At 51.9% G+C, this 18,752-nt stretch carries 14 protein-coding genes; 2 read left to right on the forward strand and 12 right to left on the reverse strand.

Features of this window, described 5'->3' with window-relative positions; genetic code table 11:
* Positions 1-31: 31 nt before the first annotated feature.
* From NT073_RS29480 to NT073_RS29525, 10 genes are all read right to left on the reverse strand, one after another.
* Positions 32-2,368, reverse strand: a complete 2,337-nt coding sequence (locus NT073_RS29480) for a response regulator (RefSeq protein WP_297381319.1) — start codon at positions 2,366-2,368, stop codon at positions 32-34.
* A gap of 3 nt (positions 2,369-2,371) precedes the next feature.
* Entirely contained in the window at positions 2,372-3,511 is a 1,140-nt protein-coding gene (locus NT073_RS29485) for an FIST N-terminal domain-containing protein (protein WP_297381322.1), read from the reverse strand.
* Between the two features lie 167 nt (positions 3,512-3,678).
* Entirely contained in the window at positions 3,679-6,840 is a 3,162-nt protein-coding gene (locus NT073_RS29490; RefSeq protein WP_297381325.1) for a PAS domain S-box protein, read from the reverse strand.
* A 105-nt stretch (positions 6,841-6,945) separates the two neighbouring features.
* Positions 6,946-7,083 carry a hypothetical protein gene (locus NT073_RS29495; RefSeq protein WP_297381328.1) on the reverse strand — a complete coding sequence of 46 codons (138 nt, stop codon included), beginning with the start codon at positions 7,081-7,083 and terminating at the stop codon, positions 6,946-6,948.
* Positions 7,084-7,325: 242 nt separating this feature from the next.
* Positions 7,326-8,354: a transglutaminase-like domain-containing protein gene (locus NT073_RS29500; RefSeq protein WP_297381331.1), complete on the reverse strand. Its 1,029-nt coding sequence runs from the start codon at positions 8,352-8,354 to the stop codon at positions 7,326-7,328.
* Between the two features lie 197 nt (positions 8,355-8,551).
* Positions 8,552-9,040, reverse strand: coding sequence for a T9SS type A sorting domain-containing protein (locus NT073_RS29505; RefSeq protein ID WP_297381333.1), 489 nt, complete (start codon positions 9,038-9,040; stop codon positions 8,552-8,554).
* 25 nt (positions 9,041-9,065) lie between these two features.
* On the reverse strand, positions 9,066-9,983 hold the full coding sequence (locus NT073_RS29510) for a kelch repeat-containing protein (RefSeq protein ID WP_297381335.1): 918 nt from the start codon (positions 9,981-9,983) through the stop codon (positions 9,066-9,068).
* A 96-nt stretch (positions 9,984-10,079) separates the two neighbouring features.
* Entirely contained in the window at positions 10,080-11,150 is a 1,071-nt protein-coding gene (locus NT073_RS29515) for a hypothetical protein (protein WP_297381337.1), read from the reverse strand.
* Between the two features lie 402 nt (positions 11,151-11,552).
* On the reverse strand, positions 11,553-12,230 hold the full coding sequence (locus NT073_RS29520; RefSeq protein ID WP_297381338.1) for an HAD family phosphatase: 678 nt from the start codon (positions 12,228-12,230) through the stop codon (positions 11,553-11,555).
* Positions 12,231-12,320: 90 nt separating this feature from the next.
* Positions 12,321-12,722, reverse strand: coding sequence for a hypothetical protein (locus NT073_RS29525; protein WP_297381341.1), 402 nt, complete (start codon positions 12,720-12,722; stop codon positions 12,321-12,323).
* A 233-nt stretch (positions 12,723-12,955) separates the two neighbouring features.
* Here NT073_RS29525 and NT073_RS29530 point away from each other — a divergent pair, with 233 nt between their 5' ends.
* On the forward strand, positions 12,956-14,005 hold the full coding sequence (locus NT073_RS29530; protein WP_297381344.1) for a tellurite resistance/C4-dicarboxylate transporter family protein: 1,050 nt from the start codon (positions 12,956-12,958) through the stop codon (positions 14,003-14,005).
* Positions 14,006-14,056: 51 nt separating this feature from the next.
* On the opposite strand, the gene NT073_RS29535 is transcribed toward NT073_RS29530, so the two are convergent.
* Entirely contained in the window at positions 14,057-14,515 is a 459-nt protein-coding gene (locus NT073_RS29535; protein ID WP_297381346.1) for a molybdopterin oxidoreductase, read from the reverse strand.
* Between the two features lie 5 nt (positions 14,516-14,520).
* Positions 14,521-16,887 (reverse strand): nitrate reductase, encoded by a 2,367-nt coding sequence (locus NT073_RS29540; protein WP_297381349.1) that lies wholly within the window; start codon positions 16,885-16,887, stop codon positions 14,521-14,523.
* A 250-nt stretch (positions 16,888-17,137) separates the two neighbouring features.
* On the opposite strand from NT073_RS29540, the gene NT073_RS29545 reads away from it, so the two are divergent.
* A complete protein-coding gene (locus NT073_RS29545; protein ID WP_297381352.1) occupies positions 17,138-18,712 on the forward strand; it encodes a M81 family metallopeptidase in 1,575 nt (524 codons plus the stop codon).
* Positions 18,713-18,752: the final 40 nt, after the last annotated feature.

Below are 18,752 nucleotides of genomic sequence, written 5' to 3' on the forward strand. Positions count from 1 at the left end.
AGTGTTACGTAGCGTAGCGGGCGTCCTGGAATCAGGGACGCTTTTTCCGATCAGTTTCCAGTAGGCCACGAACATACTCAACCTCTGTTTCGATATCCGTACACAGTTCTGCCAGTTCACCCGAGTCGGTACGCCAGGTATGTTCCAGTTCTCCGGCCAGTTCTGCCAGACGAAGCAGGTTAACAGTCAGGGCAGTTCCTTTCAGTTGGTGGGCCAATGCTTTCAGCTTTGATAGAACACCCTCCTGGCGAGTAGCCTTGAAGCGGGCCGGGAAAGCGCTCAGATATTCCAGAGTTCCCTCAATCAGGATGTCGACCAGCAACTGGTCCTGTTTCATTCGGGCTAGCAACCCTACCTGATCGAAATGCCCTTGTACGGGCAGGTCAGCCTCTTCTTTGGGCCTAGATACATCGCCCTGCTGGCCCAGCCACTTATCGATAATGGTGTTCAGGGCATCGGGAATAATGGGTTTACTCAGGTAGTCGTCCAGCCCAGCCATCAAACATTTTTCCCTTTCTCCGCGCACAGTGCCCGCCGTCAGCGCAATAACTGGGGTTCGTTTTCCGCTTTCAAGCCGCCGGATAGCCCGTGTGGCTTCGTAGCCATTTACAATAGGCATCTGAATGTCCATCAGAACCAGATCAGGGTTTACTGCCTGAAACTCGTCGATGGCCTGCTGCCCGTCTATAACTTCCACAATCCGAACGTTTGGCAACCGTTGCTTAAGCAAGGTCTTTGCCAGAAGCATATTAACCTGATTATCCTCAACCAGCAAAATGGTTACGGACTCCAGCTCCACGGCAGGCGAAAGCCTTAACGGCGTCGACGTACCTGCGGGTTGTGCGTCGGGCCGGTGTTTGAGGTGCGACAAGGCTTCGAACAGCTGGTCGGCGGTGACGGGTTTAACCAATCGCCGGTCTACCGCTAACTCCCGGGAAACATTCATTACTTTTTCGTCTTCCGACGAACTGTGCAGGAGAATGATCGGCAACTCGCTGGCCGTTAGGTTCAGGTCGTGCCGAATCAGCCGGATGGTGGCCAGCCCATCGATAAGCGGCATATGGTAATCCATAATCACGGCATCATATTTCTCGCCCCCCTTCAGCCGCTCCAGTGCCTCCAGACCACTGGCAGCCTGCTCCACCTGAATACCCACCAAGTCGAGCATGGCCAGCAGGATCTGCCGGTTGGTGGTGTTATCATCTACGATGAGTACGCGCTGGATCAAGTTCAGCCTTGTCCACTGGCTCACTTCGCCGGGAAGTGACTTAAACTCAATGTTGAAGAAAAATGTACTGCCTTTGCCTAATTCACTCGTTAGCTGAAGCCGACTGCCCATAAGTCCCAGCAATTTATTGGATATGGCCAGCCCCAGTCCGGTTCCGCCAAACCGCCGGGTAGTTGAGGAGTCTTCCTGAGAAAAGGCTTCGAAAATCTTCTCCTGATTCCGTTCGGCAATGCCGATACCGGTATCCCGCACAGCAAACCGAAGGCTGGTCAAGCCATCTGCGGATTGGTCATGAATACGCTCTATTCTCAACTCAATTTCACCCTGCTGCGTAAATTTCACGGCATTACTCAGCAGGTTGACCAAAATTTGGCGGAGTCGAATCTGATCGGCCCAGACAAACCGCGCTACGGAAGGGTCGATATTGAGCAACATCTCCAGCTTCTTCTGATGAGCGGGTAATTTTATCATATCGGCTACCTGACGGCCAATGGCCAGCAGATCGGTTTGCTCAATAACGAGTTCCAGCTTACCGGCTTCAATTTTGGAGAAGTCGAGAATATCGTTGATAATATCGAGCAAACTGGTAGCCGACTGATTAACCAGCGATAGGTAATGATGTTGCGTTTCGTCCGTTTTCGTTTTCAGGAGCAGGTCGGTAAACCCGATAACACCGTTGAGGGGCGTTCGAATTTCGTGACTCATAGTCGACAGAAAATCGGACTTGGCCACTGTAGCCTGTTCGGCCAGTTCTTTGGCCTGCCGAAGCTCATTTTCAATCATTTTCCGGCGTTCGATCTGCCGTTTTAGAAACTCGACCAACTCAAGCAGGTTATCAGGATTAAAATCCGCCATTCCTTCTTCGTTGGGCATGTCCAGGGTACGGATTGCATCGATCAGTTTCTCAATCGATTGTTTACGCTGCCCTATTTCGGCTTTCAGTTGAGAGGTAAGTTCGGCATAAGCCTTTTCATTCATAAATGATGAATGCTCAAACAATTCCTTATCCCGCTCAAAATTGTAATACGACTCGTTTACCGCCCGTACAAACAGGTCGAGCTGTGTATTCGATAAGCTGTTTTCGGGTAAATATTTTTTAATCTGCCTGGCCAGTATTTTGTGCAGCGGTTTCTCATTCATCACTTATTGCTCCGAAAAGGCGGTAATGGTCATTGTTTGGTTATGGAGTTCGCACCGGGCACCGGGTGCAGTAGGGGCAATTTCGCCGTACGAATAAAATCCGCTGAGCACGGTGGCCTCGCCAAATACATCCCGAACGGCCTCCACTTCTTCATCGGTGCGCTGCCCCAGCACCAGCTTTCGCCCCACGCAACTCACCAGAATGACCAGTTCGGGTGTTGGTGCAAGTGCTGACATAGCCGTATGGGCAGCCGTAGCAGCCGCTTCAATGATGCGGTCGAGGTTAGCCGTCATAAAGCGCACCAGGCTTTTTTCGGGCATGTCCCCGGCGAAGGTCATGCTACGGGCGGCTTCATCAATAGACAGGATTGTGCGCACCAGTGGCGGTGAGTCGGCCGTGGTGCGCATAGATAGCGGGAAGAATAAAGCTGCCGAAGGTAAGCCCTCAGCGTATTTACCCAGATAATCCTGATACAGATCGAGTGCCAGGGTGTCGCCAATCTGAAACAGTACATTGTATTCTGAACGCGTCACCTCCCGTTCGGGTCCGTAGACATCCCACCCACCCATAGAACTGGTACCCACGCAAAGACTATCGCCGTAAAAGCCAATGCCCACAATTTTACCGGTTGCTGGCGGCTCATTAAGCCCGACAAGCGTAGATGCGAACCGTGTTGCATCGCCTGCCAGCCCGCCAGTAATCGGAACAACGCGGTGTAGGGAGTCATTCAGCGCATCGATCAGCTTACTGCCATTTACCCAGCTACCATCCGATACAATAAACAACGCGGCCAGCGCTGGATCGTCCAGTGCCTCAGCGATTTTCTGACCGGCCCGGTAACTTTCCTGGTAATTCTCGATGTCGATCTGTACCGTCCGGACCGTGGTTTTATCGAAAGTAATGGCTGTAGCGACAATGGTATTATCGGCCACATGATCGCTGAAGATTTCGCCAGCTGTAGAGTTAATCACAATAGCGGCAGCTGGGTATCGGTCCCGAAGCTGCCCATAAACGTCGGTATTGCTGAGTAGGATACGCTCCCCAAAAGCCAAGACCAGCTGTGACGCAGACGCCTTAAAGCCGTCAGCTTCTGAGAGTGTTTTCCAACTCGTACCTGTGAATAGTTCTTGTTTTATTTTCATACCAGGAGAAGAATACCAATATAGTAGGACGGGCTATTTATTGACCTCTTCCCACTGACGCCAAAAAGTTAGTAAAATAAGCAAAACAAGTATATAAAAAAACTAGTATTGGAAATTAATTGTGCCTAATTAATCCACATTAGGTACTTATTAGTTTCATAACACGCTTAGTGTTTATGAATTGGTAGGGTAATCGTGAAGGTTGTTCCTACTCCTTCGGTACTGACAATGTCAATGCTACCTCTCTGTAAAGTAATGTATTCCAGGCAGATAGACAGACCTAAACCAGTCCCTTTGATATGAGATGCATTGCTCGCTCTAAAAAATTTACCGAAAAGATGTGGTACATCTTTGCGTGGAATGCCAATGCCCTGATCGATCACCGAAATAAGAAAAGACTCCTGCTCAAACCGGATTTGTACTTTTGGGCTGGTGGCAGAAAATTTAAAGGCATTGGATAATAAATTCGATAATACATGGGCCATCAGTTTCTTATTGACGCTCACCGGAACCGGAGAGCCAGTTACGTCCAGCCCCACTTGTCGCTTATCCTCCCGATTGCTGAAGTTAAATGCAATCAACTCCTCCGTGAGGGCTACAACATCAGTCGGCTCTATCTGAATCAGTGTTTTCCCTTCTTCCAGCTTACTCAGGGTCAACGTATCCGCTATCAAGTCCGTCAGGGCCATGACCTGCTTCGAAATCGAGTGGACGTGCCTGTTAATCAATGTGTTTTCTGCGAGCTGGTCTTCCAGACCGGCATAATACTTTATTAACTCGACGCTTGAGATAATGGAGGCTAAAGGGGTGCGAAACTCGTGAGAAGCTGTTGTAATAAATTGTGTTTTAAGCGCATTCAAAGCCCGTTCTTTAGCCAGCGACTCCTCCAGAATCTGCTCTTTTTCAATGGCGGTTGTCACATCTGTGGCTACCCCCAGCCGACGCACGGGCACCCCATCCTCATCGGTCAGTAAAAATATTCGTGCATTGATCCAGCGAAGGCTACCATCGGGATGAATAATCCTGAACAGAAAAGTAGATTTTGGTTCATTACTCATAAAAGCCGCCACTACTGCCGCGCGGTCTTCTTCTATAATACTCTTGGCAAAAATCAGCGGATCTTCGTACAGGGCCTCTACGGTAAGGCCGCTATATAGTTCAAATACCGGGTTCATGTAGAGGAATACCGGCGAGTTTATATCCCGAATCCAGAACATCTCGTCGACATTTTCGGCGATTTCGCGGAACCTCCGTTCACTTTCAATCAGGGCTTCCTCGGCCTGCTTGCGATCGGTGATATCAGTTAATGTACCCGTAACACCCGTTATTTCCAGTTGCTGATTACGGCTTATCTGGCCAAAGACCTCCATCCATCGATAGCCCCCATCTTTGTGAATGTAACGAATTACCTGTTTGACCACCTCCCTATTACTTTCTACAATGTGATCAAACTGGGAAGTGATTTTGGGCTGATCGTCAGCAACAATAAAGTCAAGAAAAAAGCGACCGAGCGACTCCTCAATGGAGAAACCGGTTATGACCTCCCAGGCTGGATTAAGATACGTCCACAACCCGGCGGCATCGGCTTGGAAGACAACTGCACTCAGATGGTCGACCAGCGACCGGTAGCGTTGTTCACTAACCCGGAGGGCATGGTCAGCCTTCCGTTTAGCGGTACGATCCCGGAGTACGCCAATCATTCGATCACTTAGCCCACTTTCGTTCTGGAGGACCAGCCCGTCAGCCTTCATGTAGCGTATAGACCCATCAATTGGGGAGATGATCCGAAACTCGATCTCGAAAGGCTGCTGTTTCTGAATAATGGCTTGTACCTTATCCATAAAAAACGCCAGATCGCCGGGGTGCACCAGCGGCTCCACATCGCTCATTCGGGCCAGGGCTGTACGCTTGGGAATACCCACCAGCGTATAAAAATTCTCGTCAAGAATCAGCTCATTGGTTAGCAGATTCCATTCCCATATGCCCAGTTTACCGGCTTTTGTGGCTAGCTGGCTGCGTTGGCTGGCCTGCATCAGAGCCTCTTCAACGGTTTTCCGGTAAGATATATCCGTATTGATGTCTACGTAGCCCACCAATTCGCTTTGCTCATCGTAAAGCCCGGTCACCGTCGACAGAACCGGAATAACACGTCCATCTTTTGTCAGGAAGGTATTTTCAAGGCGTAAAAAATTATGTCTGGCTACATAATTGGCTACTACCTCTTCGCCCTGCTCGGTAGCGTCACCCAATTCAAGCTTTAGCTGGTCAAGCTGTTGCTGGTGCAGCACCGGCTCCCGTAGCGAACCGGTCGTGCGCTGGCCTACCAACTCATCCGCCCGGTAGCCGGTCATGGCTTCCAATGCCGGGTTTACCAGTTGAATAATACCTTTGGTATCTGTGGCAGCCACTCCTAAGCCAACGTATTTCAGGATAGCCCCCTGTAACGCCGACAGTTGCCGGACTTCGGCCGTGCGCTGGGCTACCCGTTGCTCCAGTTCCAGATTGGCAGTCCGTAGTTCTTCTTCAACCTGTTTTATCCGGGTAATATCATTGACGCTGAACAGGATATCATCACCAACCCGAACCAGCGAAAAATCTCCCCAGAATGCCCCCAGGACCAATTCATCCATCATCTGAAAACGTTGAGCCTCGCCAGTAAGCACCACGTCGACCATTTTGGCAAATATGCCATTCAGCAAAAATTGAGGAAACAGCGTGAGCAGCGACCCGGTCAGCAGCGTATCTAAATCTAACCCGGTTATACTAACGCTCTGTGGGTTACTGATAAGGGCGCGAAAGTCAACAATAACTCCCTCCTGCCAAACGGGCTGCAACAGGCATAAACTGGTCGGGCTGGTATCGATGATCGTCTGCAATAACTGGTTGTTTTCAGCTAGTGTGACAGACTGTTTGTTCGTGTCCTGCCAGAGAAACAGGCGGGCGAGTGGGTGGACCGGGGGCTGGTCTGCTGGCTTATGGTATTCGTTCACATCCAGAAAACTCATCACGACCTGATCGGCAAGCCGGGTCAGGCTGACCTGTAACCAGCGTTTCTTCTCAGGGTAGTAGTAGTGGCCCTTCCGGGGCTCTCCGGTTTGCAAAACGGTTAACTGCTTATTCAGTAAATCAGCCTGCGGTATCCAGGGAACGAACGGATCAATGACTTCCCCGATCAGTTCATCAGGGGAGTTACCCAGCAGTTGAGCCAGTGTTTTGTTAACCCGCTGGCAATGAAACGTTGTGATTTGATCCAACTCCTGGTAAATGGGCTTCAGGAAAGCGACTCCCTGCTCAGACGTCTCAAACCAAAGCTCTAAAAAACTTTCCATGTATACGTACATCCTGACCTTATTGGCCACGCCGTGCATTAATAAAATACCTCCTTGCGAACGTTAACTTAGTTAAGCGCCTAACAACCAATCTGTCGGGCTCCTTTACGCATGAGGTGAGTACGGAGACGATGAGTTTAGTTTGTCGTTCTGCGGTGTTGAGTAAGGACCAATGGCCACGGACGAACTGATGCAAACTTGACCAGGCCAATGCTGAAAAGCGCCTTCTGGCAGTAAGTTCATAGCCCGAAAATGATAAAGCTGATAAAACTACTAAAATGAATTATCATTCATGTAACAATTCTACCAAAAAGTATATTATTTGTATTATAATTAATTTTAAGTAAACTAATAGTTATTTTTATATTATTTACAGTAGCATAGACATACTAAAATAACAGTTTACAGAAACTTATTTGAATCTTTATTCTTTCATCAACCGAAAAGCAGTTTAGGGGCGATTTAGCAACAGTAGTCAGTAGAAGTTAACGGCCAGCATTGCGGTAGGTGATGGCGGGCATAACGGGTGTAAGCGACTGTCCGTCAGCAACGACCAGTGGGTAAATAAAGTAGTTCAACGGCTGGACCTGCCCAGGGTACAGGATCAGATCACGACCCAGACTAAATTCAATTCGGTTTTCATCATGAGCCCCGAAGAAATAGGCACGCCGAGCGGGATTCTTGGCTGCTTCCGACGCATCGATGGGTACCCAGCCCAGGTCTTTACTATAAAATTCAGCCCAGCAGTGGTAACCGCTCACCTGACCGGCGGGACGGTCGGTGGGTAAGGAAAACCCGATGGCGAAGCGGGCAGGTATACCCAACGCCCGGCAGTAGCCGATAAAGATGGCGTGAAAATCGGTGCAGTTTCCCCGGCGGGTATCGCAGGCGTAATAAATATCTCCCCGCCCCCAGCCCGTACCGGTTTTATCGTATTTGACAGTGGCAATAACGTGATTGTATACGGCTCTTGCGCGCTGGAGGTCCGTTTTTGCCCCCGCCGAATCGACAACAGCCCTGGCCCACCGTTTAATCGATCCATCGATGGGTACCAGCCGGTCGGGCTGTAGCCAGCGTTTCATATATGGATCAATGGGACGTTTTGCTTCGGCATTACCCGTTGGCTGCTGCGGCTGAATGTGCTCTCTTCGGGTAGCCGTAAACTGCATCTCTACCGCAAACTCTTTTCCCGGCGGCTTTTGCAAATGCAAATGCATCATCCGGTTGCCGTACTGAGCCGTGTCGAACTGATAGGGATATGGCGAGGCAACAGTCAAGTCCGAAATTTGCTGAAATGCGCTGCTGTGGGGAACAGGTATCCAGATGTCGACTTGCCGGGTTCCGGCGGGTAGCTCGCCGATCACCGCCTTGTAGCTGAAGTGAACCGTGCGCGTACGTGGGGGTGCCGTGCTGGCAGCCATCAAAGCCAGAACCAGCAGCCCGCCCATTGCCTGCCAGAGAAGGGACAAAGGCCGCTGCCAGCCTCGTCGTATAAGATCAGTCGTGCTACGCATTCACAGAGTATAAACCATCACACTCCACGCTGGTTCCCGTAGTCTCCCATTTGTCGGCTTTTACTGTAGATCAAATCAATAATAATATCAGAACCAACCACTACTTTATCGATGCAGTAGGGCTATCTATCAAACGCGCTGCGGGGACATGCCCCGTTTAATGTCATGCCCCCGCAGCACCCTAACCCGCCTGAACGTTATTGTTTTATCAATTTACGGCTCACTACACCCGTTTTGGAACGGATGGTAAGGATATAAATACCCGGCAGGAAGTCATGTAGATTGACCATTACGGCCTCCAGACTCTCTTTGCGCTCGTGCAGCAGCGACCGGCCCATTATATCCATAATATCAACGGTGAAGGGGAGCGTATGGTTGGGCTCCAGTTCAATCCGAATCACACCCGACGACGGGTTCGGAAAGAAACGCCATCCCCGCCCCTGTTCCGTTAACGGCAGGCTCTCCGCGGCCACTTTCGCCCCGGCCGTGTTCGTTACCGTGAACGTAATCCGTAACGGGTTACCGGCGGTTCCAGCCCCATTAGGACCGGTATAAGGGGTTCCGTTCAACGTATAGTTGCCTACGGCGGGTGTCCACGGGTTAAAATCGCCGTTATTATCGCCAAATAAGGCATAGGGCGCTGTCGTTTCCCAAGCGGCCTGATTCTGGGTTCCGCTCAGGGCCATCAGTACGCTGCCTACCGTTGTGGGACTAGTGTTGGAAGCTGGGCAGATTGATCACATCATTATTTGCCAGTACGCGTATAACCTGATCATTATCGGCATTTATAAGCGAAAAACTAGTTACTGCCTGCTGACTACCGCTTACTCCTGAACCCGATAACGGCACCGAAAGGGTTCCTACAGCCCCGGAATGGGCAATGACCAAACTGCCATTTTTACTGCCGGTAGACGACGGCTTGAAGTCGACCTTCACATCCACACTTTGACCAACCGGAAGAATGAACGGCAGCGTGATGGGTGACTGGAAGGTAAAGTTGGTACTGCCCGACAAGCTGATTCCCGTTACCAGTATCGCCTGATTACCACCCGAATTGGTCAGTTTGATCAACGAACTTTGGGTTGAGCTAACGGCCACCTGCCCGAAGGCACCGGACGTAGGCGATACGAGCTGGCTCTGGGCCAGTTGAGTACCGGTGGGGGTTGTTGGCGCCGACTTATAGTAGACCTCCTGAGAGCTAAGTTCATAATTCCCCCCCTGCGAACCGGAACCAACTACAATATAGATTGCCTGGTTATTGAGAATTGCCTGTGTACCGTGCCTGCCCTGCTGTAAGTTGGCCAGCCGAAGCCAGCTTTTCGTCATTGGCGAAAAAGCCTCCGTTTCATTATGGGCGGTTGCCTGACTGCTTTCGCCCCCAATAACCACCACATTACCGTCCAGTGCAACCGTTGTCGTACCGGCCCGCTGCGTCGGAATGGGGTTTGTTGACGTAGACCACTGGCCCGTTGCAAAGTCGTAAATGTCCACTTCGGGCACCGTCAGCATGAACGTCTGACCTGTATTTTGCGAACTCCGCCGACCACCGGCCGCGTAAAGTTTATTACCAATGACAACCGCCTGAAAGTGATCCCGGGCGTGCGGAGCATTGAAGAAAGGTCCCAGCATTCGGGTTCTGACCGTAAACGGACCTGTGCTGCGACTTACGTTCACGCCAAACTGAAATGCATTTTCCTGATTGTTCAGAGCATTGTACGGATCGCCCTACGAAACACTCACGACTGATAAGGCACCTACGGCTCCGCCTGCTACCAGATTCTGCTCATCAAACAGATCCTGGTAATTAAACCCGTTCTGTTTGAGCAGCATCAGCCCTTTAAAGCCCAGCCCAAACAGCCCTCGGCCAGGATCATTATTAAATAGTTCATAGGTGATTGGCAGGTTGGTCGTCTTTCCATTGGCCGCATCCAGCGGAAAATGATCGTTGGTATCCGCAATGCCGTCATTATCATCATCGGCATCATTGAAGTCAGACTGTCCATCGCCGTCCGAATCCTTAGGCTTGCTTGCCTGCGAACAGGGATTACTACCATTGTCGATTTCATCGGCATTACTAAAGCCATCGCCATCGTTATCCACGGTAGCACTGTAGACCGCATCACAAGTCGTGCCCTCTTCGGGCTCGAACACATAAATAGAGTTTCCACCATAGCAAGCAGCCCATATTGTACCGGGAAAAATAGCGTTATCACCCTGAACGGTCAGGTCTATAGGCTCCGCACCAAAGTTTGAAGCGATGGGCAAATCTTCATTCAACCGTTTGTTTCCCTGCGTACTGATAACCGCCGTACCAGCATCATCGAGCGTGATTTTATGGATGGTACCGTCGAAGGAAGCGACCAGTAAGTGTCCTTTCATCGTTCCCCTGAATCCGGAAGCGGTATACTCGACAATGCCGTTGGTAGAGCTTTGAAATGTCAGTACCGCGTTATCGGTTTCGCCGGGGTTCTGGTAATCGCCCTCAATGGGGTGGGCTTTTGTAAGTGGCAGCGGGGGCCAGTCGGCAGGTAATGGGTTAGCCCCCGTCTTACCGGTACGCCATACGCCTACCCCACCCGAATGGGTGTATAGACCTGCACCGGATGGATTGGCCCGCGTTGGATTGGGGTGACCTCCGTAAAAACTACCGGGAACGTAGCTACTCAAATCACCTACATAATGAAGATTATCAAGATTATTGACCATGTTATCGTACAGAGTACCGCTCGTTGAACCGGGCTCACCCTGTATGTAGTTGTTAGTAGCCGTACCAACCTCTTCATTCGCTGGCAGCATATGTAAGCCTATAGAGTAAACTTTATTTTATACTATCCGGTACCACTTATATCCTTTCCGCGACAATACGTGACTTTTATGGTCGGTTGATGTCCTGGTAAGATGAATTTAGCGACCAGTTCCCCCTATTGCCACAGGCTGGTTCACAAGCCTTGAAACCAACCTTTGAGCTTGCAACAGGATTTACGCTCGCGTAAACTGAACGATTTGCCAGGAAGGAGACGTTGGCAACACCAACCGATGCCGACAACCATTACCAGAAATTATCCTGTCACTTAGTCTGTTTTTTATACCAGACGCTGAATTAGATTAAAACAAGATTAAATCGAACCTTCGGCGCTACCAAACAGGAGGATATGCCGGTTGGCGCAAAACCAACCGGACCCAGAAGACTTTCTCTAATTACGCGGCTTGTTGCATGATTTGGCGTAGATGGGCAACCGACACCTGCGTGAAATCACCGATGGCCAGTTCGGCAGCGCCTAACTCATCAGCCGTGTGGGTGGTTGTTAGCACAATTACTTTCATTCCTGCCTCGTGAGCGGCCTGAACACCGGCCTGGGAGTCTTCAAAAACGAGGCAGTCTGCCGGTTGGGCCATCACTCGTTCGGCCGCCCGGCGAAATACGGTTGGATCTGGCTTACCAACCTCAACGTCCTGCTCTGAAATGATTGTGGTAAAGAATTGTTCAATAGGCAAATGATCGAACACGAACCGGACGTTCATCATGGGCGCTGAGGTAGCCAGAACCATCAAGAATCCGGCTTCACGAACGCTGTTCAGAAATGGGATCAACCCGTCGATAGCCTTGATCTGCGGCCCGTATATATCCTGAAAAAGGGTTTCCTTTTCCTTCGTGAGTTCCTGAATGCGTTCAGTGTCTGTGTCGGCGCCGAAAAAGTGCTTGATAACATCGGGGTTCATTCGCCCTGATATATAGTTGATAAAATCAGCATCAGTCAGTTCGATACCGTGTCGCTTGAGAAATTCGGTGTAAGCTTGCTTATGAGCCGGGTTACTGTCAATCAGTGTTCCGTCCATATCGAAAATCAATACGGGTGTATTTGGTTTGTTTTCCATTGTCGTGTATCGGGCAGATTGCCCGTCTACACGCAACAGAGGAATTCGGCGTTAGTTATAAATAGATAGAGAATGGTCCCCTACCTACGCTTATTTCCGGGTGGTCAGGATCACATCGCCGGCTGGATACTCGATCTCCGGGTTATCTTCGGCCGTTACAAAAACTTCGTTCGGCTTATCGACCACAGTTGCGGTCAGTTCTCCTTTCAGTGCTTTCCCACGGGGAGCGAGCTGGCCCAGCTTTTTCACGGAGTTACCATCCGCTTCCATCCACACCAGATACGTTTCCTTGGCAGGCGAGAGCTTTTTCGACTCTGCCAGATTAGATACATTTACCGTCACTTTGTAATTATTGTTTTTGTCTTTCTTCACGTTTATCGTTCCGGTAGCGGCCGGGGCAATCGTGGAATTAACAAAATTCATTTTCGGTGTACAGCCAACCAGAACGGCAAAGGCAAAGAGAGTTATCGCTACAGAGTTGATCGTTTTCATTCGTTGAAGTTTTTTAGTCACTGAATTAACCCCTGGTTTTGCCCAGATGTTTACGTTCTCCAGCCAGTTTTACTTCACGACAACGCACATTTACGCTCGTTTGTGAGCAAGTTGGTGCAGGAAGTAGTCGAGTTTAGCCGCAGGCCGTTCCCGAAAAACCAACTGTCTCCCCCGCTGGCCCACAGGTATTTTTTGTTGACAGAGAGTCCCATCAACCACCGGACTCTCCGCCTATGCGTTCATCCCGACTACAGCAACTGACGCAGTCCCTGCCGCCGGTTTATTTTTCGTTCATCATGGCAACGGGTATTGTGTCCATCGGAGCGCACGTGGCAGGTCTGGAAACGATCAGTATCCCCTTATTTTGGTTGAACAAGGCAGTGTATGTTTACCTGATGATTCTTCTGGCCGGGCGATTGCTTTTCTTCTTCCCGGCCCTCCTTACTGAGTTAACATCGCATGACAAAGGGCCCGGTTTCTTTACAATCGTGGCTGGTTCCGCTGTGCTGGGCGTTCAATATAAACTACTGGAACAGAACAATGAGCGGGCAATGATGCTCTTGGTTTTTGCGGTGGTAGTTTGGGTGCTGGTCGTGTATACGTTTTTCGTTGGCACGATCGTCGAATCCGAAAAACCGACGTTGGAGAAAGGACTCAACGGCACCTGGCTGCTACTGGTTGTTTCGACACAGTCGCTGGCGGTGCTGGGTACGCTGCTAACGCCCCACCTCCCCTATTCAGCTGCTGTCGGTTTGCTTAGCACGGTATGCGCGTTCTTGCTGGGGTTTCTTTTTTACTTCATTTTCGTCACGCTTATTCTGTACCGGTTACTGTTCATGCCAGAAAAGGCCGAAAACTTTACCCCGCCTTATTGGATCGACATGGGGGCCGTTGCCATTACAACACTGGCAGGAGCTACCCTGACCGAAACCATCAAAACGACAGTCGGCACCGGACTAGTCGATATGCTGCCCTTCATCAAAGGCATCAGTATCCTTGCCTGGGCCACGGCTACCTGGTGGATCCCGTTGATTATCCTGCTCGAAATATGGCAGCATGGGGTCAAAAGAGTACCGCTTACCTACAGCCCACCTTACTGGAGCCTCGTTTTTCCACTGGGCATGTACACGGTCTGTACCTGGCGATTATCGGAAGCCCTGCGCCTGCCCTTTTTGCGTCCCGCGGCACACGCCTGTTTATACGTGGCGCTTATTGCCTGGGCCCTCACGTTTTTAGGCCTATGTATACAGACAGCCCGGTCGCTCAGCCAGCAACCGGGCTAGACGGCATTTCACCACTTGTTCTGGCTGCTGTTTCTTGTACGAATCGGCACATTACTCAGCCACGATCAGCGTTTGAGGGGCGGCTTGCTTAATGCGGGTCATCAGCCAGGTTATCTGTCGTTTTGTGGTTTTGTCGAACTCCTCGCAACGGGATTCCAGCTCCTGATGGCGCAGGCCACGGGCCGCCTGCAACAGCACCACCCAGCATAACTCTACTTCGCTGGCCAACAGGTATAAATCGTGCAGATCGCGCAGCAATGCCAAGCCCCCCGAACGCGGCTCCTTGAAGAGTGTCTGCGACAATCGGTCCGGCTCATCGTTTTTGGTAGCCGCATACCGGTCAACCAGCGGCTGCAGATCCGTTACGTGCTGCTGCGACCAACCACTCAGGGTTTGGCACACCTGGTAAATGTCCGGCTCATCGCCATGATGGTCGGCCACCTGTGCAAACGCATTCGCCAACTGCTGTTCACTGCTCTGAACAAGACCGATGTAATTTCCTACATGCATGACGCCTACTTGTTTAAAGTGTTGGTACCCGTTTCTGGGAACAGTCCGGCCTGATCGGCAACCAGCTCACGTTCGTCGGCCGCACTGGCTTTTCGGATGCGAACGGCTGCGTACTTGAAGTGGGGCTGCTTGCTCACAGGGTCCCACTCGGTCAGCGTTAGTTCGTTGGCGGCCCGGCTTCGTTTGGGGTCATCCCAGTAGCCATAGTGGAATGGAATAAACACCAGTCCCTGCTCAATATCGCCAATGCGGGCGGGTTCGATCACTCGACCCCGGCGCGACTCCACCTCAATCAGATCACCCTCTGCAATGCCATACCGGTCGGCATCTTCACGGGCAATCTGAACAAACGAATCGGGCGCGGCCTCGTCTAGCGCTCTGGAGCGGGACGTTTTGGTACGGGTGTGAAAGTGGTACACCAGTCGGCCCGTTGTTAGCCAAAGGGGGTAGTCCTGATCGGGTTCTTCGTGAGGTGGTTCATAGTCGATGGCCCGTATAAAGGCTTTCCCTTTGGGGTCGTTGGCTTTGTATTCCTCGGGAGTAACGGCTCCGCCGGTCGTCATGTCGAAGCCGTATGCCTCACAGTCATCGGCACTGGTGTGAAAAACGCCATCGGTATACAGATGAGATGTACCATCGGGGTGCTCGTCGTTGCAAGGCCACTGAATCCCGCCCCGACGTAGTTTTTCGTACGACATACCGGTATAATCGCAGGGCCGACCACGCGTGCATTCTTTCCAGGCAGCAAAAGCCCCCTCGGCGGTATCCCACTTGATGAGTGGAGCACCATCTTTATCCCGAAAATCCATTCGTCGTGAATAATCCACAAAAATTTCCAGATCAGACTTTGCTTCACCCGGTGGTTCAATAGCCTTTTGCGTCAGGTGAACAGTACGGTCAACGTTGGTCATACAGCCCGTTTTTTCCCCCCAGATAGCGGCTGGCAAAACTACATCGGCATAGCGGGCGGTTTCAGTCATAAACGCATCCTGCACCACAATAAACAAGTCTTCTTTCTGCAAAATCCGGCGAATACGGGCCAGTTCGGGCATAGACACCGCCGGATTAGTGGCACTGATCCACATAAACTTAATGGAGCCCTGTTCGGCATACCGCCAGATCTGCATGGCGTGCGTTGGGGGCGACCAATGCGGAATCTTGCGGACATCCACGTTCCAGAGCCGAGCCAACTGATTCATGTGTTCTGGATTACCCGAGTTCCGAAAACCGGGCATATCGCCGTCGGCGCCCGTTTCGCGGGTGTTCTGGGCCGTTGGCTGTCCGTTCATCTGATAAATGCCGCAGCCCGGCCGACCAATCAGCCCGCGAATCAGGTGGATATTGTTCACCTGAACGGCCGCTGCCGTCGCTTGCATAGATTGATACACGCCCTGCAAGGCACTGCTCACCAGCGTTTTTGTTGACCCCAGCAACCGAGCGGCCTCCCGCATCTGATCAGCAGAGACACCGGTCAGGGCTTCAACCCGTTCCGGTGTCCAGGACGACACCATTTTTTTTAACTCATCGAAACCAATAGTATGGGCGTCGATGTAGGTCTGATCGATTTGTCCGGCTTCAATGAGCAAATGCAGCAGGCCGTTCAGCACCGGCACGTTGGTACCCACGCGGGGTGCTAAGTGAATATGAGCTTTCTCGGCCGTAAATGTCCTGCGCGGGTCAATAACGATAAGCTTGGGTGGATTGGGTCCGGCCAGCCGATCCAGAATCCGCATCCAGAGCACGGTATGCTGCGAGGCTATATTATGGCCAACGTGCAGGATGGTATCAGTCGTATCGAGGTCGATATAGGAACCGGGCTGCCCGTCGGAGCCGAACGACTGCTTGAGGGCAGCCGCTGCCGTGGCCGTACACAAACGGGTATTACCATCCATGTGGGGTGTACTCAGGCCCGCCTTCCCAAGTACGGCCAGCGTGTAGTATTCTTCCAGAAACAACTGCCCGGACGTATAAAAGCCCATTGCCAGACTGGTATGCTGCTGAATAATAGCCTTCGACCGCTCCACAATCAGGCTCATGGCCTCGTCCCAGCTTGCTTCTTCCAACACGCCATTCCGACGGATAAGCGGTTTCGTTAACCGGTCGGGGCTGTGGTTTGCCTCCCAGCCGTGTAGCCCTTTGGGCCCCAGCCGCCCGTGGTTGATGGGGTCCCGGTCCAGACCGCGAACGCCCACGATACAACCGTCTTTGACGCCGATTTCCAGGCCGCATCCGTTTGAGCAAAGGACGCAGGCCGACTGAACCCAGTGATCGGGTTCGGCGGTAGTCCGGCGGTCGACCCGAACGGGCCAGTCGCCAAAATGCGGGGTACGCTCACCCCAGATATCCGTAATGCTGTCGCGGGTCTGTTCCATAAACAGGTTATTGGCAAGTCACTCATGCCCGGTCTGGTGGAGGCTGACGCCGGTCTCGACAAGGCTTTGAGTGTAACCTCAATTGTATCGACAGGTTTGCCGGTAGCGGACAGGCTGGTAGCTTATTAGGGAACGGTACGGGTAAACACGGAGTGGCCGTTATGCAGGCAACGAATCCGGCAGAAAGCATCTTTCCCCGAAAAACGATCAATTGTTGGCCTGCTGTCCTGAATGGGCTTAACTTGTGGACATGAAACACATCATCTTAGGGATTTCGGCCTGGATTTTCACCTTGAGTTGTGGCTTTTCGCAATCAGCCACGCAACCAGCATCAACGACTTTACCCCGTATTGCCATAGCGGGTCTGGGTATCGAATCCAGTACCTTTTCGCCGGCTAAAACTACCGAAGAGGCCTTCCATGCCCGATACGGCCCGGAGGTCTTCAACGCGTACCCGTTCATGATGCCCGTATCGCCCCTGCGTAAGCAGGCGATGTGGCTCCCTACCATCGTCGGAAAATCATTGCCGGGTGGGGCCGTTACCCGCGAGGCTTATGAGTCGCTGGTCAACAAAACCCTTGATTCGCTCAAAAAATACGGCCCCTACGATGGCCTGTACTTCGACATCCACGGGGCCATGAGCGTGGTAGGTCTGGACGATCCCGAAGGTGATTTCCTAGCCCGTATCCGGAAAGTTATCGGCTATAAAACGCTGGTTTCTACCTCTATGGACCTGCACGGCAATGTATCCTGGCGACTGGCGCAGAACTCTGACCTGATCACTTGCTACCGGATGGCCCCGCACGAAGATGCCATGCAGACCAAAGAGCGGGCCGTTGTTAACCTGCTCGACCGGCTTAAAAGTGGCAAAGGCAAACCAGCTTATAAAGCCTGGATTCCGGTTCCGATTCTGCTGCCCGGCGAAAAAACGAGCACGCGCATTGAGCCCGGTAAGAGCCTCTACAAACAGGTGGAGCCCCTTGCCGACCACCGGGAGGGCATTGTCGATGCTGCTATATGGATTGGCTACGCCTGGGCCGATGAACCGCGTAACCATGCGGTGGTAATGGTTACCGGCGATGACAAAGCCAAAGTGACCGAAACCGCCGAGAAGCTCGCCCTCGATTTCTGGAACGTCCGGAATCAGTTCGACTTCGTAGCGCCAACCGGCACACTGGAAAAAAGCCTGTCGGATGCATTTGCCAGTAAGAAGCACCCCTTTTTCATCAGCGATACAGGCGACAACCCAACGGCCGGTGGCGCGGGCGATGTGACCTGGACACTTACGCAGCTGCTGGCCCGGCCGGAGTTTAAAAAGGCGGATGGCCCATCGCTGATCTACGCATCCATTCCCGACCCAGAACTGGTCAAAAAAGCCATGGCCGCTGGCGTAGGCGGGCAGGTCGACGGTGTGGCCGGTGCGCGGGTCGACTCCCGCTTTGCGCCCCCCGTCAGACTCAAAGGCACGGTCGAATCGATTGTAAAAGGCGACAAAGATGCTGAAGTAGAAGTGGTGGTGAAAGTGGGCAGCGTGCACGTGATCGTCACGCAGAAACGTAAGCCTTATCACAAGGAAATCGACTTCACTCGGCTGGGCCTCAAACCCCGTGAAGCCGATATTGTGGTGGTGAAAATCGGCTACCTCGAACCCGAGCTTTACGCCATGCAGCAAGGCTGGATTATGGCGCTCACTCCGGGGGGCGTCAATCAGGATCTGGCCCGACTACCCTTCAAGCGTATTAAGCGGCCAATTTTCCCCTTCGACAAAGATATGGCCACCCCAAATCTGTCGGCGCAGATGGTGCCGCTGTCGGGCGAGAAGTAGTGTTTTACCACCCCTTAAAACCAATCCCCTCCCAGCGCGT

The organism is Spirosoma sp. (assembly GCF_026391055.1).
Classification (GTDB): domain Bacteria; phylum Bacteroidota; class Bacteroidia; order Cytophagales; family Spirosomataceae; genus Spirosoma.